General features: G+C 59.1%; 28 protein-coding genes. 15 read left to right on the top strand and 13 right to left on the bottom strand.

Features of this window, described 5'->3' with window-relative positions:
* Window positions 1-173: 173 nt before the first annotated feature.
* The 4 genes from G9C82_RS15120 to G9C82_RS15105 all read left to right on the top strand — a co-directional run bounded on the left by G9C82_RS15120 (window position 174) and on the right by G9C82_RS15105 (window position 3921).
* A complete protein-coding gene (locus tag G9C82_RS15120) occupies window positions 174-1190 on the top strand; it encodes a phosphate uptake regulator PhoU (protein ID WP_007188497.1) in 1017 nt (338 codons plus the stop codon).
* A gap of 187 nt (window positions 1191-1377) precedes the next feature.
* Window positions 1378-2484, top strand: a complete 1107-nt coding sequence (locus G9C82_RS15115) for an agmatinase family protein (protein WP_007188496.1) — start codon at window positions 1378-1380, stop codon at window positions 2482-2484.
* A gap of 221 nt (window positions 2485-2705) precedes the next feature.
* Complete coding sequence (locus tag G9C82_RS15110) at window positions 2706-3314, top strand: class I SAM-dependent methyltransferase (protein WP_007188495.1); 609 nt, start codon at window positions 2706-2708, stop codon at window positions 3312-3314.
* Window positions 3315-3513: 199 nt separating this feature from the next.
* Window positions 3514-3921 (top strand): hypothetical protein, encoded by a 408-nt coding sequence (locus G9C82_RS15105; RefSeq protein WP_004965802.1) that lies wholly within the window; start codon window positions 3514-3516, stop codon window positions 3919-3921.
* Between the two features lie 84 nt (window positions 3922-4005).
* Here G9C82_RS15105 and G9C82_RS15100 read toward each other — a convergent pair whose 3' ends face one another.
* On the bottom strand, window positions 4006-4935 hold the full coding sequence (locus G9C82_RS15100) for an SDR family NAD(P)-dependent oxidoreductase (protein ID WP_011222553.1): 930 nt from the start codon (window positions 4933-4935) through the stop codon (window positions 4006-4008).
* Window positions 4936-5158: 223 nt separating this feature from the next.
* Here G9C82_RS15100 and G9C82_RS15095 point away from each other — a divergent pair, with 223 nt between their 5' ends.
* Window positions 5159-5857 (top strand): SDR family NAD(P)-dependent oxidoreductase, encoded by a 699-nt coding sequence (locus G9C82_RS15095; RefSeq protein WP_277601737.1) that lies wholly within the window; start codon window positions 5159-5161, stop codon window positions 5855-5857.
* 105 nt (window positions 5858-5962) lie between these two features.
* On the opposite strand, the gene G9C82_RS15090 is transcribed toward G9C82_RS15095, so the two are convergent.
* The 5 genes from G9C82_RS15090 to G9C82_RS15070 all read right to left on the bottom strand — a co-directional run bounded on the left by G9C82_RS15090 (window position 5963) and on the right by G9C82_RS15070 (window position 9626).
* Window positions 5963-6136: a hypothetical protein gene (locus G9C82_RS15090; protein WP_004965797.1), complete on the bottom strand. Its 174-nt coding sequence runs from the start codon at window positions 6134-6136 to the stop codon at window positions 5963-5965.
* Window positions 6137-6347: 211 nt separating this feature from the next.
* Window positions 6348-7556 (bottom strand): PQQ-dependent sugar dehydrogenase, encoded by a 1209-nt coding sequence (locus G9C82_RS15085; RefSeq protein WP_127014550.1) that lies wholly within the window; start codon window positions 7554-7556, stop codon window positions 6348-6350.
* A gap of 73 nt (window positions 7557-7629) precedes the next feature.
* On the bottom strand, window positions 7630-7959 hold the full coding sequence (locus G9C82_RS15080) for a hypothetical protein (protein ID WP_004965794.1): 330 nt from the start codon (window positions 7957-7959) through the stop codon (window positions 7630-7632).
* Between the two features lie 107 nt (window positions 7960-8066).
* Entirely contained in the window at window positions 8067-8402 is a 336-nt protein-coding gene (locus tag G9C82_RS15075) for a hypothetical protein (RefSeq protein WP_127014549.1), read from the bottom strand.
* Window positions 8403-8519: 117 nt separating this feature from the next.
* Entirely contained in the window at window positions 8520-9626 is a 1107-nt protein-coding gene (locus G9C82_RS15070; protein WP_127014548.1) for a hypothetical protein, read from the bottom strand.
* 85 nt (window positions 9627-9711) lie between these two features.
* On the opposite strand from G9C82_RS15070, the gene G9C82_RS15065 reads away from it, so the two are divergent.
* Both G9C82_RS15065 and G9C82_RS15060 read left to right on the top strand, forming a co-directional pair.
* A complete protein-coding gene (locus G9C82_RS15065) occupies window positions 9712-10386 on the top strand; it encodes a ribonuclease HI family protein (RefSeq protein WP_007188489.1) in 675 nt (224 codons plus the stop codon).
* A 121-nt stretch (window positions 10387-10507) separates the two neighbouring features.
* Entirely contained in the window at window positions 10508-11578 is a 1071-nt protein-coding gene (locus tag G9C82_RS15060) for an NAD(P)/FAD-dependent oxidoreductase (RefSeq protein WP_127014547.1), read from the top strand.
* Window positions 11579-11640: 62 nt separating this feature from the next.
* On the opposite strand, the gene G9C82_RS15055 is transcribed toward G9C82_RS15060, so the two are convergent.
* The gene (locus G9C82_RS15055) at window positions 11641-12039 is read right to left on the bottom strand and encodes a hypothetical protein (protein ID WP_004965786.1); all 399 of its coding nucleotides are present in this window, start codon (window positions 12037-12039) and stop codon (window positions 11641-11643) included.
* Between the two features lie 461 nt (window positions 12040-12500).
* On the opposite strand from G9C82_RS15055, the gene G9C82_RS15050 reads away from it, so the two are divergent.
* Together G9C82_RS15050 and G9C82_RS15045 are read left to right on the top strand one after the other, a co-directional pair.
* Window positions 12501-13856: a sulfatase gene (locus G9C82_RS15050; RefSeq protein ID WP_127014546.1), complete on the top strand. Its 1356-nt coding sequence runs from the start codon at window positions 12501-12503 to the stop codon at window positions 13854-13856.
* Between the two features lie 120 nt (window positions 13857-13976).
* On the top strand, window positions 13977-14411 hold the full coding sequence (locus tag G9C82_RS15045) for a universal stress protein (protein WP_007188487.1): 435 nt from the start codon (window positions 13977-13979) through the stop codon (window positions 14409-14411).
* A 71-nt stretch (window positions 14412-14482) separates the two neighbouring features.
* On the opposite strand, the gene G9C82_RS15040 is transcribed toward G9C82_RS15045, so the two are convergent.
* Window positions 14483-16396: a methyl-accepting chemotaxis protein gene (locus G9C82_RS15040; RefSeq protein WP_127014545.1), complete on the bottom strand. Its 1914-nt coding sequence runs from the start codon at window positions 16394-16396 to the stop codon at window positions 14483-14485.
* 701 nt (window positions 16397-17097) lie between these two features.
* On the opposite strand from G9C82_RS15040, the gene G9C82_RS15035 reads away from it, so the two are divergent.
* Entirely contained in the window at window positions 17098-17295 is a 198-nt protein-coding gene (locus G9C82_RS15035) for a heavy-metal-associated domain-containing protein (protein ID WP_004965780.1), read from the top strand.
* Window positions 17296-17403: 108 nt separating this feature from the next.
* Here G9C82_RS15035 and G9C82_RS15030 read toward each other — a convergent pair whose 3' ends face one another.
* Together G9C82_RS15030 and G9C82_RS15025 are read right to left on the bottom strand one after the other, a co-directional pair.
* Window positions 17404-17667: an MTH865 family protein gene (locus G9C82_RS15030; protein WP_127014544.1), complete on the bottom strand. Its 264-nt coding sequence runs from the start codon at window positions 17665-17667 to the stop codon at window positions 17404-17406.
* A gap of 63 nt (window positions 17668-17730) precedes the next feature.
* A complete protein-coding gene (locus G9C82_RS15025) occupies window positions 17731-17943 on the bottom strand; it encodes a hypothetical protein (protein ID WP_004965776.1) in 213 nt (70 codons plus the stop codon).
* Between the two features lie 228 nt (window positions 17944-18171).
* Here G9C82_RS15025 and G9C82_RS15020 point away from each other — a divergent pair, with 228 nt between their 5' ends.
* Both G9C82_RS15020 and G9C82_RS15015 read left to right on the top strand, forming a co-directional pair.
* Window positions 18172-19362: a PQQ-binding-like beta-propeller repeat protein gene (locus G9C82_RS15020; protein ID WP_127014664.1), complete on the top strand. Its 1191-nt coding sequence runs from the start codon at window positions 18172-18174 to the stop codon at window positions 19360-19362.
* Between the two features lie 249 nt (window positions 19363-19611).
* Entirely contained in the window at window positions 19612-19989 is a 378-nt protein-coding gene (locus tag G9C82_RS15015) for a hypothetical protein (protein ID WP_127014543.1), read from the top strand.
* Between the two features lie 28 nt (window positions 19990-20017).
* Here the strand turns inward: G9C82_RS15015 and G9C82_RS15010 are convergent, their stop codons facing one another.
* Window positions 20018-21316 (bottom strand): DUF6498-containing protein, encoded by a 1299-nt coding sequence (locus G9C82_RS15010; RefSeq protein WP_127014542.1) that lies wholly within the window; start codon window positions 21314-21316, stop codon window positions 20018-20020.
* Window positions 21317-21469: 153 nt separating this feature from the next.
* Here G9C82_RS15010 and G9C82_RS15005 point away from each other — a divergent pair, with 153 nt between their 5' ends.
* The gene (locus G9C82_RS15005; RefSeq protein ID WP_004965769.1) at window positions 21470-21901 is read left to right on the top strand and encodes a DCC1-like thiol-disulfide oxidoreductase family protein; all 432 of its coding nucleotides are present in this window, start codon (window positions 21470-21472) and stop codon (window positions 21899-21901) included.
* Between the two features lie 71 nt (window positions 21902-21972).
* Here G9C82_RS15005 and G9C82_RS15000 read toward each other — a convergent pair whose 3' ends face one another.
* Entirely contained in the window at window positions 21973-22197 is a 225-nt protein-coding gene (locus tag G9C82_RS15000; protein WP_004965767.1) for a hypothetical protein, read from the bottom strand.
* A 193-nt stretch (window positions 22198-22390) separates the two neighbouring features.
* Here G9C82_RS15000 and G9C82_RS14995 point away from each other — a divergent pair, with 193 nt between their 5' ends.
* Both G9C82_RS14995 and G9C82_RS14990 read left to right on the top strand, forming a co-directional pair.
* Window positions 22391-22843 carry a pyridoxamine 5'-phosphate oxidase family protein gene (locus tag G9C82_RS14995; protein ID WP_007188479.1) on the top strand — a complete coding sequence of 151 codons (453 nt, stop codon included), beginning with the start codon at window positions 22391-22393 and terminating at the stop codon, window positions 22841-22843.
* Window positions 22844-23321: 478 nt separating this feature from the next.
* Window positions 23322-24080 carry a creatininase family protein gene (locus G9C82_RS14990; protein WP_049919394.1) on the top strand — a complete coding sequence of 253 codons (759 nt, stop codon included), beginning with the start codon at window positions 23322-23324 and terminating at the stop codon, window positions 24078-24080.
* 191 nt (window positions 24081-24271) lie between these two features.
* Here the strand turns inward: G9C82_RS14990 and G9C82_RS14985 are convergent, their stop codons facing one another.
* Entirely contained in the window at window positions 24272-24751 is a 480-nt protein-coding gene (locus G9C82_RS14985) for a hypothetical protein (RefSeq protein WP_007188477.1), read from the bottom strand.
* Window positions 24752-24762: the final 11 nt, after the last annotated feature.

Below are 24762 nucleotides of genomic sequence, written 5' to 3'. Positions count from 1 at the left end.
TTTAATACGGCATCCCAAAATTGAGTGAAAATCTGTCTACTTCTACGCCCGCTTGGAGTATTTGTTCCAACCCAAAGTAGAAAATGCGGCCTGACCGGACACGAAATAGAGAAATAAATGCACGAAGCTCGAAATCTCAGGAGGACAAGGCAGTGACGCCCGACCCGATTCGAATGAAACGGAAAGTCCAGCAGTTGGGCTCCTCCACGCTGGCGGTGACAGTGCCCGTCGACTGGGCGCGCCAACACGACATCTCGAAGGGTGACGAGGTCATCGTCCAGCGCGACGAGAACGGCGGGTCGCTGCTCGTCGTCCCTGAACAGCCAACCATCGAGGATGTGGAGGCGACCATCGACGCCGACGCCCTGACCCCCGATGCACTGGAGCGGGCCATCATCACGCAGTACGTTCTGGGCCGACAACTCATTCGGGTTGAGGCGACGGCACCACTGGGGATCGAACACCGTAACGCCGTTATGAACGCCGAGCGCCGGCTAATGGGCCTTGGCATCGTTGAACAGGCCGAAACGACAGTGACAGTACGGTGCTCAGTCGCGCCGGAGGACTTCGACCTCCCGACGCTGCTGGGCCGACTCAGTCGGACCGAGGCAGTGATACGTGGGGACGCAATCTCCGCGCTCATTGAGGGAGACACCGACCTCATCGAAACAGTAGAAAGCCGTCAAGAACAGGTCGAGAAGCTGTTTTATCTGTTTCTCCGTCTGGTGTTTACCATCTACCGGAACCCACGACTGAACCAGGCCGTGGGACTGGAAACCGGATTCCCCCTTATCGGATACCGCTCGGTCGCACAGGACGTGGTTCTGATGGCTGACACAGCCGTCGAGATCGCGAGTCTGGCGACCGACTCGGCGACGCCCGATCAGTTGACTGCGTCAAAGCTCACCGAACTTGGGGACGCACTTGACGACGCAGCCAGCGCAACCCGGTCGGCGGTGACGACACCCGACTACGACGCGACCGAAGACGCCCGCGCCGCGTTCGACCTGGTCGACGACAGGATCGCCGACCTGAACGCACATCTGGAATCAGAGCGTCCCGAACCGCTGCTGGCGCTCCAGCGCGCTGTGGTCCTGCTTGAACGCAGCGCTAGACACGCTCGCGATAGCCTCTCGGTTGCGACGCATCTGGCCTTCCGGAATGACCCCTCGCTGGTCACCGGGGAGTAACTGCTGACCGAGAGGGGCGAGCCAGCATTAAATTCCTTAAGGAAACTCGAACGGTACATGTCCACTCGTGGTCATAGGAGTGGGTTTTACACATCCGAAGGAACGCTTATCCGTAGTTCGCAATCATCTACTTTTGTCGATACACACGCTGGGTTCGACCAGTTCGAGCCCGGGAAACAACTATATCATGACTGACCGAAACGGCGACGACATCTACGGCGAAAAGCACAAAGAAGCGAACGAACCCATCTTCAGCGGCATCCCAACCTTCCTCAAACTCCCGGAGGTCGAGCGCGACGCGCTTGACGAAGAGAACGTCGACATCGGCATTCTCGGCGCGCCGCTGGACACGGCGACGACTATTCGTCCGGGCACCCGCTACGGCCCACGTGCGGTCCGGGCTGCCTCAACGGTCCCCTCGCCACCCTACGAGCACTTCAATATCGAGACCGGTATCGACCCATTCGACACGTTTAGCGTCGCCGACACCGGTGACGCTGCTGTCTCTCCCGGTGACACGCGCCAGAGCCAGTTGAACATCGAGGATGCCGTCTACGAGATCAGCGAGCAGGCGACGCCCATTGTCATCGGCGGCGACCACTCTATTTCATACCCCGACATCAAGGGCTGGGCCGAAGCGAACGACTACGACGACATCGGCCTCATCCACTTCGACTGTCACGCGGACACGGGCGACGAAGGGCTGACCGGCTTCGAGTACGACCACGGCGCGTGGGTCAAGCGCGTCTTCGACGACGACCTCATGGCCGGCGAGAACTACACCCTGATCGGCCCGCGTGGCTTCTGGCCCGGTCCGGACACCTACGAGGAGATGCGGGAGGCCGGCATGAAGTGGTACACTTCCATGGAAGTCGGTGGGATGGACCTCGACGACATCGTCACCGATGCCGTCCAGCGGGCTACCGACGGCACTGACGCTGTGTGGGTCTCCTTCGACGTGGACGTGATGGAGCCAGCTTACGCGCCCGGCACTGGCGAACCCGAACCCGGCGGCCTCATCCCGCGTGAAGCCATCTACATGGTCCGTGAGGTTGTCAAGGCGCTCGACCCCGAGGACTTCGGCTTCGACGTGGTCGAGGTTTCCCCGGCCTACGACACCAGCGACAGCAGCTCCTACAACGGTGGTGTCACCAGCGGGCTTGCCAACCGACTCATCATCGAGGTGATGGGGAGTATGGCACTCGCCGAAAAGGGACTGGAATCTGGCGACCCGATCAAGCCCAAGGAACCGCTCGGTCCCACGGAGGAAGCCGAGACGCCCGCCGACGACTGAGATAACGCCGCGGTATACGCCTCAATCGCTATTGTTGTACTCCGTTGGTGGGCGGTACTTGAGGGGTGGTGTGTCGGCCGATGGACGCTGGCTCGGATGACGCAGGAATGGTGTCACAGGATAGCCATCGGCGATACATGGACGCATCAGTACGCTCGGTGTTGAGATGGGCCCATTTAGACCGTCGTTCGGGTTTTCTTGATGGAGTTCTAACCGGTAATATGGCGTCGGTCCTTACCTCACTGGGGCGATCTCGGCGGGATGAAAGCGACGACGACAATTTCTACGATAGCCCGCGGTTCGTGACACACGCCGACGATGGCTTCATAAACAAGTTGACAAACATCTACGCGTCGGTGCTGTCTCCCGGCGACCGCATCTTCGATTGTATGAGCAGTTGGGTCTCACACCTGCCGGACGAGGACTACGGTCGGACTGTCGGTCACGGACTCAACGCAGCCGAGCTTGCGGCCAACGACGCACTCGATGAGTGGTTCGTGCAGGACCTCAATCGTGAGCAGTCGCTGCCGCTTGATGACGATGCGTTCGACGCAGTATTGTGCGCGCTATCGGTCCAGTACCTCCAGTATCCGGCTGCTGTGTTCAGTGAGTTCGACCGGATTCTGGCACCGCAGGGCCGTGTCATCATCAGCTTCACGAACCGGATGTTCCCCACGAAAGCAGTCCGAGCGTGGCGCGTTGCCGACATGGACGAGCGCACGACGCTGGTTGAGGCATACTGTCGTGCAGGTGGGTTGACGGTAACAGAGACGGTTACAGCGCAACCGGAAAACGACCCGCTTGTCGCCGTTATCGCGCAAAAAGAGTGAACAGACGGCGGCCGACGCGGCAGTAGCGAAGCGCGCTCTTCATAGCGGAAATCAGCACGGCCGGGACAGAAAGTCCGGACTGCCCGGTGCCGGCAGAAGGCAACTACTGGAGTGGCGTTCGCTGTGGCCGCGTAGATGGTTAATTCGCTTGGTGTTGGCCGTGCGACAGCATTTGTATCTACAGAACATACTGCCTAGTATGGCATCGGAACAGCACGACGCCACGGAGACGCCAGCTACTGAGCCGAATCCTGCGGCGCTCTCGCTTGTCGGCGGGTTCGTCGGAACGGTGAGTGGGCTGAAGCGCGGCGGGCTCCCCGGCGCTATGCTCGGCGGACTCGTCGGTGGGACCACTGGGTACGTCGCTGGCGCTGCAGCAAAGGACGCAGCGACCGGCCACGAGACGCACAGCGATGAACCGATTACGATTGAGACGACAGACGCGGAACACGAGGATGACGGCACCGAGAGTGGGTCAGAGGAAGACGTAGCAGGAAACGAGCATGAAGACGCGTCGGCCGACCCTGACAGTGATGCTGAGGCTGACAGCGATGCCGACGGTGATAGCGATGGCGGACACAGCGACGCTGACGAATCAGACGCCTGAGACACACTGAACGTAGCCCTGTCGCGCACGGAGAACTCGGCACGCGAGACCCCCGATCAGCAGTCCTGTGATCTCACTCGACAGTCAGTTTTCAGTTGGAGCGGACGATTGTACATCGCCGAGTGGCACATCGATTCCCAGTAGGTCAGCGCTTCGCCGCCAGAGCCGGCTTGCAGCCGCCCGGTCCCGAGCAGCGTGTGAGGGTGTCGCCGGGCGTTGGCCAGCGAAGTACCGGCCAGAAACATCGCCGATTCGGCTGGACACAGCGAGATGCAGGATTTCGGCTGCCCCGTCTTCGACAGACGTGATTCCCGGCACAGCATCGAAGAGCTTGACGAACTGCGGGATCGGGCCGGGAAGGAACCGGCTGAACCCGCTCCCGGGGATCGCACCCGGGTGGAGACAGTTCGAAACGACATCCCGGCCTGTGGTCTCGAGTCGGCGCGCCAACTCTGTCGCAAACAACACGTTCGCGAGCTTCGAATGACTGTATGCCCACGTCCCCGTGTAGCTGTCAACAGTGGTGACCCGGTCAAGATCAAGTGATGTCCCTCTGTGCGCGCTTGAGGCGGTTGTAACGACACGAGCGCCAGCGTTGAGATGGTCAAGCAGCTCTGTGGTTAGTAGGTACGGCGCGAGGTGATTGACGTGGAACGTGTATTCAACACCGATGTCCGTAAGCCGGCCCTGACGGAACAGTCCGCCGGCGTTGTTCACGAGGATATCGAGCCCGTCTGTCTCGTCACGGACGGTGGCTGCGAGAGACCGAACCTCGTCGACAGCAGCGAAGTCGGCTTGGACGAACGCCGCGTCGACGCCCAACCCCGACAATTCAGAGACAACCGCCGCACCTGCGTCAGCGTCCCGACCATGCACGATAACATCCGCCCCGAGGCGACCCAGAGACAGCGCCGCCTCGCGCCCGATACCGCTGGTCGAACCGGTGACAAGTACCTGCATGCCCGTGCAATCGATATCCGCGACACCGGCCCGTTCCGCGGGTCGTTTCGCCATGGTAGTACTACTGTCTCTGCAACTATAACGGAACGGCTAGTACGGTTATTTGCGACCGAGCGACGTATCGAACTCACGAGCCGGTTGCCAGTACGAGAAGAGGTCATGACCGGACAGCAGCCAGTCATCGAGAGTTGTGAGTACCCGCGCATTTTTGATTGTCACAGCGGTATATTGAGAGGTGGTAGCAATTCAACCGGAGCTAGACGGGCGCACTGCTCTTGTGACAGGGTCTGCGAAGCGAGTCGGCCGAGAGATGCTCCTTGAGTTGGCGGCTGCCGGTGCCGATGTCGCCGTGCATTACCGGACGAGCGAAGAAGCGGCGGCGGAGACAGCAGCCGACGCACAGGATCACGGCGTTGAGGCAACGACCGTGGAAGGTGACGTAACTGAGCCTGACGCCGTTGATTCGCTGTTCTCGGACTGTGAATCGGAACTGGGGGATGTCGATATCTTGGTCAACGCAGTTGGTCCGCTCCCACAGGGGCGGTGGGATGAGCTGTCCCTCGACGAGTGGAAAACCGCTGTTGAGGGGTGTCTATACTCGACGTATCTGTGCTCGCAGCGAGCGCTCCCGTCGATGCGGGCAGCCGGCTGGGGACGGATTATTAACTTCGGCGTGGCAGACGCGCGTGATGACAGGGCAGTCCCGATGAACTTCCCGTACTTCGCGGCAAAAAAGGCAGTCCTGCAGTTCACGCGAACGTTGGCGTATGATACACAGGACGACGGGATTACAGTCAACGCTGTGTCGCCCTTCGCGGTCGAGAACACTGTCGTGGATGTCTCGGAGTTTCCGCGTGGGCGGGCAGCCACGTTCGAGGACGTTGCGGCACCGATTCTGTTTTTCTGTAGTGACGCGGCTGCGTACATTTCTGGCCAGAACGTGGCCATCGACGGTGGTCGACTGCAAGAAGCGTGACCGGTCAGGTAGCGGTCCGTGCGCGGCCAGGTGTGGTTTTACGGGCCGGTACAGCTCCGCGGAACCGTCTATCTCGTCCTGAGAGCAGCGTTTATGTTTGAGCTATCAGACGCTATCAGCGGCTTCCGGCTCATCGCTATCCTGGCGGGCAAGTACGATGCCAGCAATGAAGCACGCAGCTCCCAGCCCGTACAGGCCATAGCTCAGTGGTGCCGAAACGAGGAACCCTGCGACGATCAGTACTCCGAACGCGGCGTGCAGAATCGCAGTCTGATTCACGGCCGGTTTAGCGGGTTCAGAAGCAAAAATGACCCGGTCCGGAGCTCGGGGTTCGGGACTAAACGATGCAAATCTGTGTGGCGTTTTGCGACTAGAACGGCACCGATGCGACCGGAGCGGTATCCAGTCACCGTTGCCGCACCTCTCCCGCACCAATTAGACCCTATGCACAGGTCGCCGGCCCCACACAGTTGTCGCCGAGTCTCCCGACTTAGGCGGGCTGGAGTCGGACAATCGGTGCATTCGACGCATCAACGACAGCAAGGATATGTGCGCTTCCGGGTTCAACCACGACATCGCGGATGCGCCATCCGCGGTCGGCGAGGAGAGGTGTCGCCTCTTCGACCGTTCGCCCGTCGACGGTAAACCGGGCAAGGTACTGCGACGCCAGTCCGCCGACGAGCAAGTCACCAGTCCACTCAGTGAATGCGTCACCGGTGTAGAAAGTCGCGCCGCTGGGTGGGAACCCACCGGAACCACAGTCCCACGAATACACTGGTGCGACGACATCGTCGCGGTCCGCATGGCTGACACCGATCGGGTCGCCGCTGCCGTAGGTACAGCCCTCGTCGGCGACCGGCCAGCCGTAGTTCGCGCCCCGTTCGACGATGTTGATTTCGTCGCCGTCCTGCTCGCCGAACTCGGCCTGCCAGATAGCGCCGGTGTCAGGATGGACGGTCATTCCCTGTGCGTTACGGTGGCCGTAGCTGAATATCGAATCGACCGCGTCCGGGTCGTCGGTGAACGGGTTCGCATCGGGAATTCCGCCCGAAGGCGTCAGTCGAAGCGTCGTTCCGAGTTCGTTTGTCCGGTCCTGCGCGACGTGGTCAGGCCCGAAGTTCTTGAACTGCCTGTCGCCGACAGTCATGTACACCAGCCCGTCAGGGCCAAACACGACGCGGGACCCGAAGTGGCCGTCAGAGTCGACGAACGGCTCGGCGACGTGTAGGTGTTCGAATTCCTCGAATTGCGCGTCAGTCACGTTCAGGCGACCACGCCCCAGATGTGTGGCCGACTCACCGCTGTCGTTGGTCTTCGAATATGTCAGATACACCCACGCCGGGTCCGGAAAGTCTGGATGCAACGCCGCATCAAGCATCCCGCCCTGGCCGCTCGCATACACAGACGGTGCGTTACTGACCGGTGTGACTGTACCGTCGGCCGAGTCGACCAGCACCACGCTGCCGACGCGCTCCGTGACCAGCAGTTGCGAGCCATCAGGCAGCGGCGTGATGCTCCACGGGGATTCGAGCCCATCGGCGACGGTTTCGACAGTCACAGCGGTCGCTGAGTCGTCGGTCTGTCTAGAATCCGTGGCTGTGTCGCCGTCCCCTTGTTGGTTGTCACTGGGGGCACTACAGCCCGCAAGTGTCCCTGCGACCGTGAGCCCGCTCGAAGCAAGGAAGGTCCGTCTGTCCATCGTGGCCACAGCTACGGTCTCAGTGCTGTTAACTGCGGTCCCAACTGCGGACAGTCCGCTGCAATCATGCGCTTTAGGACCGGGCGTGTTCGACGGCGTCCTTGGCGGTATCGCCGACGTACTCGTAGAACTGTCCGCGCAGGCTGTCGCTGTGCTGTGACATCTGCGTGATGACTGCGACATGGTCGCTTTCGATGGCGAACACGATGTCAAGCGGTAGTCCGTAAAACTCACCCCGCAGTGTAAATTCGTTGTCCGGGTACAGGTCGTCGTGGTTCGGTGACGCGCGCCGGCACACGTACCCAGTGTGGTCCCGCAGTACGGTCTTGAGTTGTCCTGGCGTGAGATATCGGTCGGCTTTCTCTGCAGCGGTGTGACTTACTTCGATTCGGTCGACGGTCATCAGATATCTATCCGGTAGGCAGCGACGGCTTATTTGGGCTCCCATCCGCCGCGTCCAGTCATTGGAGCAAGCAACGCGGCAACCGCTGGGTAGCTGTACGGTATCTGCTACTCGAGTTTTCCACGCCACCGAAGCGAATTGTTGTTCAGTTCGACAACCGCAGGCCGGCCCTCCGCAAGCATCCGGTCGGCGATGTCGATAGCTCGCGTGAGTTCCGCCACAGAGAGGTGCTCGTACGCCGGCCGCCCGTTGACGTGGTCGTACCACTCGTCTTCAAACACGGTATCCAAGACGACGCGGCTGAAACAGTGGTCTCGGTGAATTGGCCAGTCCCCGCTCGCCCGTGCTCGCGCCGGGAGGGTTTCAGTGACCTTCCGAAGATACGTCTCCCGAAGCGACGCAATGTCGACACCAGTGAGCGTCGTCTGACCCATGCAGGACATATGGTTCTCCGGGAGAATAACACTGTTCGTGCGGGAGAGCAGACAGTACGATTGTCGTCGCTAATATAACTGGAGGCGAGGCCAACGCGACCGGACAAGTGCGTCACAGCTAGTGCATCACTCACTGGAATTGTACGGCTGTACATCACCGTCGACTTCCGAGACGCGGCGGTGAAGGTCACGTGCTGTTGCCTGTGACACCTCCACACGAACATAAATCGCATCGTCGTATTCAGTTGCGTGCACGGTCGCTTCCCCGTGTAAGTCCGACACAAGCGCATGTGCGGTGTCACTGTAGGGGAGTTTGACCGCGAACTCCGACGTTTCGAGCAGTGTGTCGAGCGCGTCGCGGGCCGCGGACTCGGTGTCGGATAGCAGGGTTCGGCACCGGACATCGAACTCCTCAGCAACCGCGGTGAGCAGAGTCTCACAGCCCTCACCGACGCCAAGCACGCACGTTGCCTGTTCAATTGCCGCTGTCAAGCCGGGGAGGGCGTTCTGCAGCCAGTCCGGGACACCGTGGCTGCCGAGGATTCCGGGCGTATCGGTCACCGCCAGCGTATGCGGCCCGACTGTCGCCGTCGCAGTCGTCGGCTGGGCCGGTCGGCCAACAGTAGCGGTTGCAGTTGTTTCAGTGAGGGCAGCCCAGATGGGGGTCGTCGGAGCGCTAACCCGACCGAGCAGCACTACCCGGCCGTCGACGGACGAGTAGCTGGTCTGGACCCGCTGGCGGGCCGCTGTTCGTCGCTTTTCGAGTGTGTCCCGTAGCTCCTGTATCCGTTCGTCATGCGCTGTGACGGAGCCACTTGTCCCGGATGGGCCCTGTTCCGCTGCGTCGCGTTGCTCGGCGGCGGCCGCGCGGCGGGCAATCCGAGCCTGCTGGAGTTCCAGACACGTCGCTGCAACAGGGTTCGCTTCGCCAAGCCACTCCCAGACTGCGGCACGCTTATCTCGAACCGTGACCGGCGAAAGCCGCGTCTGCAAATCAACGCTCTGTCCCGGGTGCATCTCACCGTCAACAACCACAGTCGCGGGCCCGTCGTCGGAGTCGGAACAGCGTTGTTCGACGGCTTCGACAGTTGCAGGCGAAAGGTAGTACTGGTTGTCCTCCGGGCGGTCGGTGACGAACGTGGTAACCGGTCCGTCGCTGTGTGGCGAAACAATCGCAGACAGCCCCTGCGTGAGCTGTCCGGACTGGCTCACGAGTAGCGTTGGCGCAGTCATCACCCAATAGCCGTAGTATGTGTTCGGCCGTTTTGGGCCTGTCGCGGCGAAGTGTCTTTTACTCGCCCGCAGTTACACTCTACTGATGGACCGTCACGATCAGCCGGCAGGTGACAGAGAGCGTCTGCCAGCCGAGACGCTCTCGCCGCTGGCAACACGGGTCGACGAGCTGCTTGCGCTGTATCGCTACGAGCTCACCCCCGCTATCGATGCGATCAATGCTGCCGTTGCCGGCTACGGCGGCCTGTTCGACCCGGACACGTCTGCTGCTGAGATACGGACCGCAATCGATGATCTCCTCGAATCCAGCCCACCCCCGACACAGCAAGAAACGACCGACGACGCCGCGTCACGAGTCGTCCTCTATGTGGACGGCAGCGCACACAGTAACGGCCCAGCTGGTGCTGGTGCTGTGATTCAGGCTGATGAGACACCGATTGCCCAACTCGGACGACCGGTCGGCTCCCGGACAAACAACAACGTCGCCGAATACGCTGCCCTCCACCTTGGACTGCAGGCGCTGGCGACACGGTGTGACCCGGAATCGGTTGAGATACGCATCGATTCGATGACCGTTATCAATCATATCTGGGGTGACAGTGAGAGCACCGTGAAGGCGACGCCGTACAGCACCGCAATCACGGACCATCTGTCGGCACTGCCTACCCACGAGTGGACGCATCTGGCCGACAGTGACCCGAATCCGGCTGATGCACAGGCGACGGTCGGGGCCGACATCGCAGCCCTTGGCCCGGGGTGAGAGAGGACTGCCAGCGAACCGGTCGTTCGCGTCACTCATAGCGTGGCTCACCAGCGTCAGATTGCTGTGTCGGTCGCCGCCGTTCTGCTGTTTTTATTCCTTGAGCACGTACACTACGGTAATGTATACTGACGGGCAGTACGATTACGACGTGGCCGTTGTCGGCGGCGGGCCTGCCGGACTGACGAGCGCACTATACACCTCCCGGCTGGGGATGGACACGATTGTTATCAACCGCGGTGGGGGCCGCGCTGCGATGATGACAGACACGCACAACGTCATCGGCGTGACCGAGGATGTCTCAGGGAACGAATTCCTGAAGACAGCGCGCGAGCAGGTGCAGGACTACGGCGGAACCTACGAGCGGGGCTTTGTCGAGTCAGTGGACCCACTCGCCGACGAGGAGGACGGCTTCACGGTGACGACAAGCGACGGCGAACTGGCGGTCAAGCGCGTCGTCCTGGCGACCGGGTTCGCCGATGAGCGCCCGGACCCACCGCTGCCACGGACCGGCAAGGGGCTGCACTGGTGTCTCCACTGTGACGCGTTCATGTTTGTCGGTGAGCCGGTGTTCGTCATGGGGACCGGCGAAGCCGCGGCCCACGTCGCGATGATTATGCTGAACTACACCGACGACGTTGACATCCTGACCCGCGGCGAAACGCCGGAGTGGAGCGACGAGACGCAGACGATGCTCGACAATCACCCGGTCGAGATCGTCGAAACGGAACTCTCCGGGAAGCAGACCGACGACGACGGCTGGCTATCCGCCTATGAATTCGAGGACGGAAGCGTTCGGGAGTACAAGGGTGGCTTCCCGATGCTGGGGTCGGACTACCACGCGGAACTGGCCGATGAACTGGGGCTCGATAGAAACGACGACGGGACGGTGGCCGTCGACGACCACGGCGAGACCAGTGTCTCCGGTGTCTACGCTGTCGGAGACCTGACGCCGGGCCACAACCAGATCCCGATCGCCATGGGTGAGGGCGCAGACGCGGGTATTGCGATCCACAAAGACCTCAGGAAGTACCCGCGTTCAGTCGACGACATCGAGTCCGAGGGAGCGGTCGAAGATGTGGAGGTGCCCGCTGTCTCGGAGGAACTGTTCGCCACGGCGCTGACCCACGAGGGGCATGCTGCCGGGCCACGGTCGGAGGAAGCGCCAGAGGCCCGCGCTGACGACGACTAACATTCCGAAGGATAGTTCAATCAAATACGGCAAGGCAACCGAGTATCGACTCCGGAAAGCAACTATTCGTCGTCGGTGTCGCGCTGTCGATAGGATTCAAGCAAGTCGTCAAGCAGCAAGCAACGAGGGTCAGTGACGGGGTAGGCAGTGTCGATGTACTCCTCTGCCGTCTCGATATCACCGCGAATAGCGAACTGCCGGACGCGCGCAGCGTTCTCGTAGAAGTTCTCGTTGATCTCCGGCGACATCTCGGCCCGACTGGAAACCGCCTGGTGTTGAAAGACCTCTTTCTGGAGTTCGTCGAAATCAACCATCTCCGGTTCGTAGTCCTCGATTTCCGAAAGAACGTACTCAACGGCGAACCGCTGAAACTCGGACTTGTTCGAGAAGACACCCTCTTCTACCATCTCCTCGACGCAGTCCATCACCGCTTCGGGGAACCGGACCGTTGACTTGACCACGTATTACTCATCAGACTGTCGACCCATATAAAATATACTCCCGTGGGGTCTGGCACACTGTGTCTTGGCTCTACTGAAGCCCTACTTTTCAAATAAAAAACAGGGAGAAACAGTCGGTCAGTAAGGGGCGCAGTCTCGACGCAGTACTGGACGATTGGGAGACAAAACTAGTACTTGCTGCAGATTGTAACAGAGCCTGTGTGTCGGGTTTCTGTCATAGTCCCAGACGTGACCCGTTGCCTCGAAATGGTGGGAAAATCGTAGCCGGTGTGCAACGGTAGCAAGAGTTGACTCTGGCGCTTACTGACAGAAGAGTTCTCCGCCGGCAACCGTCGAATAAGCGACTGGCTCTCCGGGCATTCGATGTGATTCCCAGACGTATCGATATGACAGCCAGTCTGTCGTGAAAGAGAACGGTTACAGAACATATTTTTGCCGTGAAGACCTCCTAAAGCCTGACAATGGGTCGGCCAAACGTGTTACTCGTCGTTCTTGACTGTGTACGCGCGGCGAACACTTCGCTGTTAGGTCATCGGCGCAAGACCACACCCTTCCTCGAAGAGTTTGGTCGTGAGGCGACGGTGTACACGCAGGCACGAACGACCGCGAGCTGGTCGCTGCCGGCCCATACGAGCCTATTTACCGGTGTTCCGTCCGAGGGTCATAAACTCCAGATAACCGAACGGCTGCAACCCGGCCAGACCATCTTTGATTTCCTCGATGGGGAGGGCTACGAGACCGGCGTGTTCACCGAGAACCCGTATCTCACGGTTCACCCGTCCGGGCTCAGTGACAGCTTCGAGACCATCGTGACGGAACGGCCCGATTCGACGGACGTCGACGACCCATCCGAGACCCGCAACGGTGTCGACGGGTTCTGGTACGCTGACAGGCTGACAGAGTGGATCGACGAGCAAACGGAGTCCTGGGCTGCGTGCCTGAATCTGATGGATGCGCATATGCCGTACGCAACGCGGGACGCCTACGATGAGTGGGGGGCGGACTTTTACTGGGCAATGCATGACGAACTCCCGATCAAGTGGGAGTGGAGTGTCTATGGGGAGCAACTCCCGGCGGGCGTCGGACAACTGCTTGAGCCGCTGTACGACGGCGCGATTCGCCAGACTGACGCCATTCTGGAGCAGGTCATTGGTGCTCTGGAGGCACGTGGTGTTTTAGACGATACGCTCGTGGTCATCACGTCGGACCACGGTGATGGGTTCGGAGAGCCGCCACAGGCCGCCACAGAGCCACCGGCCGTCATGCACGGGATGGGCACGCAGGAGGAACTGTTTCACGTCCCACTGGTCGTCCGCGGACCGGGGCAGACCGGGGGACGGCGAATCGAGTCCCTGGCGACGTTGGCACAGTTTCCCGACGCTGTGCTGGCTGCCTTTGACGGCGAAGCAGACGACTCTGGGTGGTTCGTCGCACCCGATGGGCAAACAACTGCATATCAGGCACCACCGACCGGGCAGACGGCGGAGTACGCCGAACAGTACACTGACGAACCGGACCGATTCCGACAGTCTGCGTCGCTCGTGTATCGTGATGGGCCCGGCGACACCGTATACAAGTGCGCAGCGTGGGGGGATGATGAGTACGAAGCGGTCGTGCGGGGCCGGCGGTCCGAGTCGAGCGACGACACACCTATTGACCGCCCGCCATCGGACGTTGTCGCTGACTCCGCAGCGCACAGTGAGACGCTCGAAATCACCCAACTCGCCGCCGGGGAGGATGAAATGGCAGAATACGACATCGATGGCTTTGAGGACATAGATCTCCAGTCGCGGCTGGAGCGACTCGGCTATCTCTAAAACGGTGCTAATCAGGCCGAAACCGAGCATCGTCCGCCACACTCGTCCTCTAGCTGTCGTATTTGCGATGCCTGAACAGAATCGAAAGGGATGTTTGTCGCAACTTGATTTGTACGAACGATGTATAGCGATATTCTCGTTCCAACGGATGGGAGTGCGTCAATGGAGCAGGTACTGGAACACACGATCGATATTGCCGACGGGCGGGATGTCACCGTCCACGCGCTGTATGTCATCGACGACCGGGCGTTCCTGTCGATGGATGACGAGATGCAGGACGAAGTGCTTGAGAACCTGCGAGCGGAGGGCGAAGAAGCCACGTCGGCAGTCCGGGACACACTGGAACAGGACGGAATCGAGGTCTCGACAGCGACCCAGCGGGGCAAACCGGCAGACAACATTGTGTCGTACGTTGAAGACGCCGATATTGATCTGATTACGATGGGAACGCAGGCAGACAAATATGAACAGAATATGCTCGGGAGCACGGCACAGAAGGTCGTCACGAAGTCGTCCGTTCCAGTCCTCACTGTTGGCGTTTCCGAGTCGGAGTAAGCGCGCGGTTCGTCAGTCGTCGCAGGCTGCGGTAGTTGATGTAGGCGGAAACTAGAAATTCGGGTCCCTAGTTACTGTGACTGAGCGACATCGGTTCTGACGCTGAACGACCCGACCAGCGTTTCGAGCTGTTGTGCCTGGTCGGACAGCGACTCCATCCGATTGCTCACTTCGTTGATCGAAGCAGTTTGTTCTTCGACTGTCGCGGACACGGATTCCGTTTCGTCTGCCGACTCAACACTGATCTCCGCTACCTCGTCGATCATCGACACAACGCCTTCACTGGTCGCTGCCTGGCTATCAGTCGTGTCGCTAATTTCTTGGACACCAGTATCGGTTTCCGCGGCGTTCTCAGCAACCCGTTCGAACGCAGTAACGGACCGCTCAACGGCTTCGATCTCTTTTTCCACTAGCTCACTCGCCCGTTCAACCTGACTGACGACAGTGCCGGTCTGGGCCTGAATGTTCTCGATTCGGGTTCGGATGTTCCCCGCAGATTCCTGGGTCTCGTCGGCCAGTGTCTTGACCTCGTCAGCCACAACAGCGAAGCCGTCGCCTGCATCTCCAGTCCCGGAGTTCCCAGCGCGGGCCGCTTCGATGTTCGCGTTCAGCGCCAACATATTCGTCTGTTCGGCAATATCGGAGATGAAATCAACAATTGTCGCGATCTCTGCCATCTGGTCGTCAAGTTCGGTTACTGTCTCCACCGTTTCGTCGATAGACGCCTTGACATCTTTCGCATCAGTTAGCGTGTCTTCGGCGAGTGACTGCCCATCAGTCGCGATTGTTGCGGTTTCGGCAGAAGTCTGTGCGACTTCATCAGCTGACGCCGCGATCTCTTGGACCGCCGCTGAGAAATTCGAGACTTCGGCGCTCGCCTCTTCAACCATTTCCCGCTGTTCATCAGCACCGGCAGCGATCTGCTGGATAGAGCCGCTCACACCGTCGCTCGCTGTCGCGACTTCCTGCAACGCTGAGTCCGACTCCGTGACCTGTCTATCGACGGCAGCAGCGAACGACTGAATCTCACCGAGCGTCGCTTCGAGTTCGTCCGCCATACCGTTGAACGCAACGCCGATTTCAGCCATCGAGTCGTTCATACTGTCCGAATCAACACGCGTTGTGAAGTCGCCGTCAGCCATGTCCTCCATTGCGTCTTTGTACGTCTGGGCCTTCAGTTCGAGATGGCTGTTGAGCGCAGCGACCTCTTCACGCTCTTGCTCGGCCTCGTCTCTAAGCCGTTGGGCTTCCTCGCGCTGCTGTTCAATTTCGGCTCGCTCTTCTTCCAGGTTATCGATCTTATTCGCCCGTTCGCGGGCACGTTCAATCTCTGTCTGTGCCTTTTGTCGGGACTTTTCGATGGAACTCAGGTGGATCGTCAGTGAGATAGCCAGCATTGCGACGAACCCGCCGTGGACGGCGCCCCAAGCGATGGGGTTCAGCTGCGCCGCCGTGTGGTTGTAGACTGACGTGGGATCGATGATGCCGAAGATGATGTGACTCGCGACAACGTATCCAATGCCGATGCCGAACGGAATCCAATCTTCATAGATGGCGGCGATACCGATTGCGATGAAGAAGTGGAAGTGTGCCTCGATGTACCCGCCGCTGAAGTGTACAAGCGTGCCGGTACAGAACGCGAGTCCCGTGACCGCTAGCACAGTTCGCACTCGACGGCTGAGTTGCGGTAGGGCTGCGGCGAACGCAAACCCAGCAATAAGACCAATCTGAAGCAGCACCCGTCCGGTTGGTATCGAGGGGATGGTTGCGCCAATGATTGGGCTCTGCGTCGTCTCAACGAGCCCGAGGGCCAGTAAAAACGGAATGTGCGACAGAACTGTGATTATGAAATATTTGTGGCGGCGCTGCCACGTCTCGTCAGGAATTGAACTCCCATCCGGGATGGTCGAGAGGAAGCCACCATCGCCGCCGGTGGTGTCCTGACTTCCAATGTTTCCAGCACCTGTCATGTTACCATTTGCCATATCTCTTATAAACGCTCAGAAATTATATTACTGTTCATGAAATTATCAAATTTGATTAATACACGCTGGATAGTGCAAGAATATACACTATTATTCAATATGATTCGTTCACTATTTGCGCTGTTGTCATGCGGTCAGGTATGCGCTAAGGGTCAACAGCTACGACAGGCGACCGTGTGTATTCACTGGGAGACAGTTATCACACTTTGTTGCTTGAGTTGGACGGCAGCGACTGCAAGCACAGTGCTGCGGTAGCGACCCTTGAAAACGCAGGTCTTGGTTTACTCACAACAACACCAAAGTCGGCACATGACAGTCTCTCTGTCAATAAGGGAAGACACACTGACCGCAGTTCGGGTCAAACGAAAGGTGGGTTGCTGGGGGTGGGGTGGGAGAAACGGTATGCAACCCACCGTGGGAGTCGCCATCCACGACGACAGGTTCTGTGCTCCGGTACGTCAGTAGCCTGGGGGAGACACACTGACTGTAGGGCCGGGTAGCAGAACCCACGTGCAACGTTACCAAGCAAGTAAAAAGCTCTTGTGACTCTCAGTTACAACACAAATTGTTCCGTACAGATTCTGCCGCTCCTGAACAAAGTTTTTGAAAGTCTGAATCATCGTTTGCCTGAAACTATTTGCTAGTGTTTTGGTAGTTACTTCGTAATCGAAAAGTTCCATGCCGTCCTTGTTTAAATCACTATGTCCACGACACTGACCGTCGAAGGGATGAGTTGCGGTCACTGTGAGCAGACCGTCGAGGAGGCCATCGAGGCCCTTGACGGTGTCAAAGACGCTGAAGCCGACAGAGACGCCGAGCAGGTGTCTGTCGACGGCGATGTCAGCACGGAACAACTCATCGCCGCTGTGGAGGATGCGGGGTATGACGCGGGGACCTGAGACAGCCAGTGGTGAATAGTGTAGTAGTTGTTGTTGATACGGCTTTGTTGCCACTGCTGGGTAGCGGATGGCTGTCACCCCGTAGAGAGGTGAGACGGAAAATCCGGCTCAGTCAAACAGTCCTTCTTCCCGAAACCCAGTCATCATATCGTCAATGAGGGCCTCTGCCGTCTCGTACGGGTACTCTTGATACTCGGCGTATTCTGCACCGAAATCCATCACCCCGACGCGTACATCACCCGCCTCAAATGTCGTACCGGGACCGTCCGGCAGGGCTGGCACCAGTTCCATCGGTTCTTCGACGGGGTACTCTGCGTTCGTGAACACCGACTCTAATTCCGCTCTGAGCTGCTCAGCAGTATCTGCTGTCATGCCAAAACGTTGGTTGAGAGGGACAAAAGACTTGTTCTGTGTCAACAGGCAGCTAGTGCCGTATTACTCAGTATAGCCAAGATCGCGGAGGTTTTCTAGGACTGCCTCATCCTCAATGGCAGTGTCAATGGCTTCGTCGATGATATCCTGCCGCTGTTGAACGACTTGCAGAAGTTGTCGCGCACTTCTGAGTTTATATCGGACTTCAGGGTCGTCCACGTCATTTAAAGCGCCTTCCAATAATTCGTCCATCGTCGCGAGTGTCGTTTCGGCCATGGAAACGCTATTGCGAACGGTTCACTAAGCTTTGCTGGATTTATCACAGGCAGAGCCGCCAATACATGGTAGAACGGGTTTCATCCGACTATTGGCTTGGAGATGACTGAACGGTCTGTGTCCCCAGGAGAGAAATTCCTGCTCGTCGGGATATCTTGTTAACATTTTTTGTGCAGGTATCGAAACGAACAGTCGATGCCCTCCACATCGCGGCGGACATTCCTCGGAATGGTCGCCACCGGAACAGTCGCCAGCGTCGCTGGCTGTTCGTCGACGTGCCCCGATGAGGGCGCGCCAGACCCATCACATACCGTTGAATCGGGTATCGAGAACCCCGGCTTCGAGACGGTACCCGATGGCTCATGGCCCTTACCGCGGTTCGATGCAGCGAACACGGGCTATGCACCAGTCCAGATGAAAACGACAGCACCATCGGTCAGCTGGCAAGCAGATGTTTCTCCATCCGCTACTGGCGGTGAAGACACGAGTGTAAGCGCGGTCGTCGTCGCGGACGAAACTGTCGTGCTAGCGACTCCAACCGGTGTCGTCGCGCTGTCGCTCCGTGACGGGACAGAGCAGTGGCGGCGCGAATTCACACCAGCAACAGTCCCGTCAGCAGTCGACATTGGAGACGGCGCAACGTCACCAGTGATTGCTAACGGTCGTGTCTTTCTCGCGACGGCGGACGGTATCGCTGCACTCGAAGTTGCGGACGGCGCTGTTGCGTGGCGAAACACCGACACGGCCGGGGCGGGCGTTCCAACAGTGACTGATGACGCCCTATTCGTTCCCACGACTGACGGAGTAGCGAGATTTGATACCGACGATGGAAACCGGCAGTGGACGGCAGACGCCGACGGGACGAGGCTGGCCGTGGCAGACGACACTGTCGTTGTGGCCGGTACGGAGATAGTTGCGATAGACGCCGCAACCGGGGTGGTCCAGTGGCGACGCTCGGACCGGCCCGGTGGACATCCTGTCGTGTCCGATGGGACGGTCTACGTGAGCAACACGTACGGCGACCTGCTCGGCCGGTCACTCACAGACGGGAGCGAGCAGTGGCGTCTCGACAACAGGCGGTCACTTGAGTTTCCGGTCGTGACGCCCGAAGGCGTGTACGCAATCGAGCGCCCGGGTGAGGCATCCAGCGCGACGTTCGCGTTTGACCGGGTCGATGACGGCCCACCGGAGCCCCGGTGGTGCTCGGAAATCAAGCTCGGTGGAGCGGTGACTGCCGCGGCTGATGACGCTGTGTTCACGTTCCAGCGCGAAGATGGTCTCACCGCATTCACAACGCGTTTCGGCGAGGCAGTGTGGCAGTATCCGGTCGAATATCAGGCTGTTTCACTGGCGATACTCAATGGCGGAGTCGTGGGCGTCTCTCCGGATGGCACTGTTGTGGCTCTCGGAGGTGAGTGACCTGTTATGTGGCGTCGCTCATCTCAGATCGCCGGTTCGCTCCTCGGCCTAAGTGCAGTCTGTCTGCTCGTCACCACAGTGCCGCTTGAACTCTGGCCGACACCGCGACCGGGAGATTCGTATGTGTTCAACCCGCCGCCGTTTAGCGCAATTTGGGTGCAACAGACGCTCAGGCCCGGACTCATCATAGGCGCAAATGCACTACTAGTAGTCGGTCTAAGTGCAGTGCTCGGGCGTGACAGCACCTCGATGTCACGCTTGCAGCGCGCGTTCGCATTCGGCGCTCTCTTTGGGACTGGGGCCTGTTTGCTTGGAACACTGTTGTTCACCACGGCCGGCACGGACGATATCGGGAGAGAACTCACCGCCTTCCTCATCTGGGCTCTTGCGATCCCGCTCATACTCCTGGGACTCATCGGCTGGGGCATCGGCTACCTGCGGGCAGACAGTACTCGACTCGGTGCCGCCCTCACTGTCCCACCAGTACTCGCTGTTGCGTACATCGGTCTCTCGATGGCCGGCTTCTCACCCGTTGGCAGACTGCTGTTGGTCATACCGACGAGTGGCATGGCGCTTGTCGTCGGTTATGACCTGTGGACCGGTGACACCGTCTCCAAGGATAGATAACGACCCTTCCGCGGGCCACGCAGACGACTCACCCGAGTAGACCAGCCCGACCGGGGATTATCGGTTCTGACCGCTCGGGTTGCCGGTCAAACGCCGCGACGACTGCGGCGGCATCAGGTAGATGTGGCAGTAGATACTCGCCGTCGGCGTGTTTGATAGTAACCGTCTCTGTTCCGAGCAGCGAATCGAGAGGGGTCTTCTCAACGCGCAGGCCGCTTTCCGCCCACGACTCGATGCGCCAGAGTGCTGTGCCAAACAGACGATCATATGCGACGAGGACACCAGCATCAGGGTCAATTCGGTATTCGATCGTCCCGTATCGAAGTAGCTGATCGAGACACAGCAGGAGAATCGGGATGCTAACGCTTGCAGCAACAATGACGGCGACGGTGTCCCACGCACCCCCAATTGCAAACAGAGCCGCAACGAGAAGTCCTATACCGCCGATAGATGCGCTTCCCGGGTGGTATGGGAGTCTGAGGAGGCCGCCGATGACCCGCCCCAACCGAACCGGGCGAGCGCACTCAGGTGCAGCAGTGCGTGTCCCGTCGATAGACCGTGCCTTCGGCGGGGCCGTTTGCCAGCCGTATTCCTGGTCGTATGACTTAAAATAGACGGCAAGGCGGTCGCTATAGACGCCCAAGAGGTCAGACATGAATTTGAAGCAAACGACCATAAGTAATAGCGGCAGTCCAACGACAGATGGATCAAGACTGCCGAGTTCCGCTTCAGGCCCCTCCGTAGCGGCCGTTAGCAGTGTCAGAGTGAGTATCCCACCGAAAAAGACGGTGCATATCCGAGGTAACAGGCCACGAAACGCCGTCGTCGAGTTGTGGTTCCGATACTCCCCGTTGTAAAAGTACTTCCGTACCGTTGTAACGCCCGTCAGAACGAAAATCCCGACAGTTGCCAGTAGCACACCAGTTAGCGTCTCTGTGCTGGGTTCCGGCAGTGGCCCGACAAGCAGGGCCCCAGTAAACAACCAGACGGCCGCCAAGATGAGAATGGTAACTGGGAGCACGAGCAACGTCGTAAGATAGACTCGCAGGCCGGTTCTTGGGACGGAGAGAGAGTATTGTCGTGCCGCCAACGGTCCTATGAGTAAGGTGCCGGTCTCAATCTCCGGCGGGCGACCAGCGAACACTGCCCGGACGAGTGCCCAGACTGAGTCGACACCAAGCTCAAACCAGTAGAGAAACAGCAATGCAGCCGCACTCCAGTCGAGGAACGCAACACCAACAATTGGAAGCGAATTCGAGGCGATAGTGCCGAGGAGGTCTGTCCGACGGCTATCCGCTGTCCGGAGGAGCTGTCCGGTGGAGGGCATTATTCCGTGGTGATAGCTAGTGCCGTATGAACGAACTGATTACGAAACAGTCCAAGGAAATAGACAGGCAAATTACTGTTCGAACTGGCCGCTGACACTACCTACAGCCCTCCCAATCCAACAATATATCCAGCGAGAACCCCTAGTAGATGTATGGCCCGTTTTAGCTCGGTTCTTATCTACGACGGTGAATGTCCGTACTGCTCAGTGGCTGCGAAAGCCCTCGAACAGGTCGACGATATCGGCGCGATCTCGTGGTACGATGAGTCTGCCCAGTCGTTTCTGACGGCCCAGTTCGACGAGCCGCCGTTTGCAATGGTTTTAGTCGACCGGCCGGCACAGCAGGTGTACGCGGGCCGTGCAGCCGCCGAGGAACTCGCCGGCCGCGCCGGGCTCCCCGATCTCGTTGGCTCGCTCGTCAGAGATAACTACGAGAAAATCGCTCATGTCGTTGGTCTGGCAAGCGGGCGCGGCAGAGAGCCGGATGATGTCCACGAGCGCTACGTGCTGGCAGACGACGCACAGGACCGCTTCGACACGCTTGCGAAGGACGCCGTCGATCGGGATATTCGCGCCGACGCGTAGCCGTGTGGTCATAGCCCGGCGCTCTGTAAGGCAGCAGTGCCCAGACGACAGCAGGAAGGAGCGACTGTACCTTACTCACTTGCTGCCCTTGCAGCAGCCGTGAGCCGCCAGCGGCGAACGCCTCTGTGTGTGTTGAATCCGACGAGTCCCTTCAAGGCGAGCTGCTGGAGGTGTGTCGTGACATACGGTTTCGGGGCCGCAAGGCGTGCAGAGATATGTGCTGTCGGGACCGCCGTCGCCTCACAGTCTTCGAGGGCCGCCAGAACTTCGTCGTTTGTCAGTGGGTCGATCGCCATACCTCCCGTTCGGGCTGACAGGTAACAAACGCTTGCAATCAGATAGCAGGTGACAGGGGCCGGCGTCGGCTGTTACCTATTATATTGATGCTCTGTGCTCCTGTGCGTCCCGGGTTCGTTAATCGGGAGTCGGATTCCGAGTTCCCGGGAATCTTATCCAGCTTTAATTCAGTATCAGGAACATATCTTAGCTATGAGTTCAGATTTCCAGCCCTTACTGGGCGCGGAGTTGGAAGATTCGGTCATTGATGAGGTACTAACTGAGAGGGGTGTTGGTGTGCTGTCGATGGCCGCTGAAGGAGTGCCATACGGCGTGCCGCTCTCCTTCGGATACGACGGAGAGGACACCCTGTACTTCGTGTTTCTGGGCGCAACCACCGAGCTCCGAAAGGAGACGTATGCGGAGCAAGCTGACGTAGCGAGTTTCACCACCTTCGATATTGGTCCGGACGGTGCATGGCGGAGTGTGATCGTCGCCGGCCCGCTCAGCCGTATTGAAATTGACGAATGGGACACCGCACGTGAGTCACTCGCCGATAACGCATACCAGTCAAACCTACTCTCTGAGTACGAACTGCAGGAGAATCCCAACGTGTGGGCACTGAAAGCGCAGGAACGGTCAGGCCGCGCTGTTGGCCAGCAGTGACCGTCGGCATCTTTTGACCCTGTTTTGACCGGCCGCGCTGCTATCGGCCTCACTGAACTAGGGGTTGTAGTTGTGCGTGTACAAATGCACTATTTTGTGCCACGCACAGCAGATTATATGTCTTTTCGCACACTGATTGAACTGTTTAAGTCACGTTTACCCCAAATACTAAAATAGCTGGCCGCAATACTATGCTACATGAAGAAGCGGCTACGAAAAGCACTGAATACAATACCTGTCCCACAGGAAAAGCCCAGCGCAGGCCTTGATGCGTGCACAGAATGCGGTGGGCCCTCGCTACCCGGCGCTGGCCGCTGCACTGACTGTGTAGAAGGCTAACACCGAGTTACTGACACAGCAGGACTAAAGCCAGTTCTGAGTACAAAAAAGCGAGGCAACAGTGGATCCACTGCCAGTTGACAGATGATCGTCTGCAGGTTTCGGCAGGTATTTGTTTCAAGACAGAAAACTGACACTAATGTCTTCTCGCAGGTCAGTGTGTCTTGAGGAGATGGCATGGCCAGAAATTGAGTCTGCCCTCGAAAACGGAACACGGACAGTGGTCGTAGCTGTCGGTTCGATCGAACAGCACGGCCCACACCTGCCGCTGAATATGGATACGCTGGATGGGGATGAACTCGCACGGCGAATAGCGGCCGAGATGGGTGATGCGCTTGCCGCCCCCACAATCCGCCCCGGATGTTCGGGGCATCACATGGAGTTCCCCGGGACAATAACCGTTCCACCCGAGACATTGATGGATGTCATCCGGTCGTACTGCAGGTCACTCGATACCCACGGCTTCGAACACATCGTGCTGGTCCCGACCCACGGTGGGAACTTCGGACCGGTCAAAACCGTGGCACCCGATATCGCACGTGAACTCGAAGCCGCCGTAATCCCGCTCGCCGACCTCGACGAACACATGCAACTGCTGAATCAGGGACTCAGCAAGGCCGGTATCGAGTACGAGCAAGATGTAATTCACGCCGGGGCCGCCGAGACAGCGATTGTGCTGGCCATCGACGAGGGACTCGTCAGGATGGAGGATGTCGAACCCGGGCCTGAAGGTGATATTTCGCCGGCTCGGTTGCTAAGTGACGGATTCAAATCAATTACTGAAAACGGCGTCCTCGGTGATCCGACGGCGGCAACCGCCGAGGCCGGCGAAGCGATTATCGAAAATGTCGTCGAAGCGTACGTCAAGCAGGCCACAGCCGAGCGCAATGCCGTCTAATGGAGGTATAGGCGTGTGTCAGCCTTTCCGGGCAGTGATTTGAGGTGAGAAGAGATGCCGCTGTCCGAGAGACTGTCGATTTGGTTGTTCTGTTGGCAGAGACTGATTCAGTCCAGCAGTGTCGGTAGTCTCCATGCAGCAACGATTCGGGGCTGTAATGCGTGCTGTAGTGTACGCAGGAGCAGAGTCGGTCAATCGATTCGGTCCCGCGGGCCAGCACGGGCGCTTCTTGTGACGTGCCTGATGAGCAGCCCCGCGGCAGTCAGCCAGAGCATAACTTCGAGAAAAAACGATGGACTCCAGAGGTAGTACAGGAAGAACGACCCCGGTGGGAGCGCCAGTGGGTCCGTCGGAGTGACAGCAGGCCAGAGCAGAAAGACCGCGTCGCCGGGGCGGCCGTTGAGAACAACGTGAAGCGCATCGAGGGAGAGATGCAGCGCCCACCCGAGTGCTGCCGACAGTCCGGCGCGCCCAGAAAGCGCTAGAGGGAGAGCCACAATGACGAGCAAAACAGAGTGACCGACAGAGTGATACAGGGTGGTGACACCGACCATGGCAAGCGGCTTATCGACCACATCGGGCACGGCGGTCCCGACCACCAGCCACAGCGGCGACAGCCGTGACACACGTCCCAGAATCGCGGCCGCGAGCAGGTGTGTCAGAAAGAGCATATGGAATGATG

The sequence above is a fragment of the Haloarcula sp. R1-2 genome (assembly GCF_011627385.1).
Lineage (GTDB): Archaea > Halobacteriota > Halobacteria > Halobacteriales > Haloarculaceae > Haloarcula > Haloarcula marismortui.
The sequence above is the reverse complement of the archived record's forward strand: the minus strand, read 5'-3'. Positions and strand labels throughout refer to the sequence as shown.

Excerpts from the sequence above, each read along its gene's own strand:
- G9C82_RS15015 (WP_127014543.1), top strand. The coding sequence starts at position 19,612 with ATGTCACGCTTGCAGCGCGCGTTCGCATTCGGCGCTCTCTTTGGGACT.
- G9C82_RS15120 (WP_007188497.1), top strand. The coding sequence starts at position 174 with ATGAAACGGAAAGTCCAGCAGTTGGGCTCCTCCACGCTGGCGGTGACA.
- G9C82_RS15040 (WP_127014545.1), bottom strand. The coding sequence starts at position 16,396 with ATGGCAAATGGTAACATGACAGGTGCTGGAAACATTGGAAGTCAGGAC.
- G9C82_RS15000 (WP_004965767.1), bottom strand. The coding sequence starts at position 22,197 with ATGGCGATCGACCCACTGACAAACGACGAAGTTCTGGCGGCCCTCGAA.
- G9C82_RS15065 (WP_007188489.1), top strand. The coding sequence starts at position 9,712 with ATGGACCGTCACGATCAGCCGGCAGGTGACAGAGAGCGTCTGCCAGCC.
- G9C82_RS15075 (WP_127014549.1), bottom strand. The coding sequence starts at position 8,402 with ATGTCCTGCATGGGTCAGACGACGCTCACTGGTGTCGACATTGCGTCG.
- G9C82_RS15045 (WP_007188487.1), top strand. The coding sequence starts at position 13,977 with ATGTATAGCGATATTCTCGTTCCAACGGATGGGAGTGCGTCAATGGAG.
- G9C82_RS15110 (WP_007188495.1), top strand. The coding sequence starts at position 2,706 with ATGGCGTCGGTCCTTACCTCACTGGGGCGATCTCGGCGGGATGAAAGC.
- G9C82_RS15050 (WP_127014546.1), top strand. The coding sequence starts at position 12,501 with ATGGGTCGGCCAAACGTGTTACTCGTCGTTCTTGACTGTGTACGCGCG.
- G9C82_RS15085 (WP_127014550.1), bottom strand. The coding sequence starts at position 7,556 with ATGGACAGACGGACCTTCCTTGCTTCGAGCGGGCTCACGGTCGCAGGG.
- G9C82_RS15115 (WP_007188496.1), top strand. The coding sequence starts at position 1,378 with ATGACTGACCGAAACGGCGACGACATCTACGGCGAAAAGCACAAAGAA.
- G9C82_RS15105 (WP_004965802.1), top strand. The coding sequence starts at position 3,514 with ATGGCATCGGAACAGCACGACGCCACGGAGACGCCAGCTACTGAGCCG.
- G9C82_RS15060 (WP_127014547.1), top strand. The coding sequence starts at position 10,508 with ATGTATACTGACGGGCAGTACGATTACGACGTGGCCGTTGTCGGCGGC.
- G9C82_RS15020 (WP_127014664.1), top strand. The coding sequence starts at position 18,172 with ATGGTCGCCACCGGAACAGTCGCCAGCGTCGCTGGCTGTTCGTCGACG.
- G9C82_RS14990 (WP_049919394.1), top strand. The coding sequence starts at position 23,322 with ATGTCTTCTCGCAGGTCAGTGTGTCTTGAGGAGATGGCATGGCCAGAA.
- G9C82_RS14985 (WP_007188477.1), bottom strand. The coding sequence starts at position 24,751 with ATGCTCTTTCTGACACACCTGCTCGCGGCCGCGATTCTGGGACGTGTG.
- G9C82_RS15070 (WP_127014548.1), bottom strand. The coding sequence starts at position 9,626 with ATGACTGCGCCAACGCTACTCGTGAGCCAGTCCGGACAGCTCACGCAG.
- G9C82_RS15005 (WP_004965769.1), top strand. The coding sequence starts at position 21,470 with ATGGCCCGTTTTAGCTCGGTTCTTATCTACGACGGTGAATGTCCGTAC.
- G9C82_RS15010 (WP_127014542.1), bottom strand. The coding sequence starts at position 21,316 with ATGCCCTCCACCGGACAGCTCCTCCGGACAGCGGATAGCCGTCGGACA.
- G9C82_RS15035 (WP_004965780.1), top strand. The coding sequence starts at position 17,098 with ATGTCCACGACACTGACCGTCGAAGGGATGAGTTGCGGTCACTGTGAG.
- G9C82_RS15025 (WP_004965776.1), bottom strand. The coding sequence starts at position 17,943 with ATGGCCGAAACGACACTCGCGACGATGGACGAATTATTGGAAGGCGCT.
- G9C82_RS14995 (WP_007188479.1), top strand. The coding sequence starts at position 22,391 with ATGAGTTCAGATTTCCAGCCCTTACTGGGCGCGGAGTTGGAAGATTCG.
- G9C82_RS15080 (WP_004965794.1), bottom strand. The coding sequence starts at position 7,959 with ATGACCGTCGACCGAATCGAAGTAAGTCACACCGCTGCAGAGAAAGCC.
- G9C82_RS15100 (WP_011222553.1), bottom strand. The coding sequence starts at position 4,935 with ATGGCGAAACGACCCGCGGAACGGGCCGGTGTCGCGGATATCGATTGC.
- G9C82_RS15030 (WP_127014544.1), bottom strand. The coding sequence starts at position 17,667 with ATGACAGCAGATACTGCTGAGCAGCTCAGAGCGGAATTAGAGTCGGTG.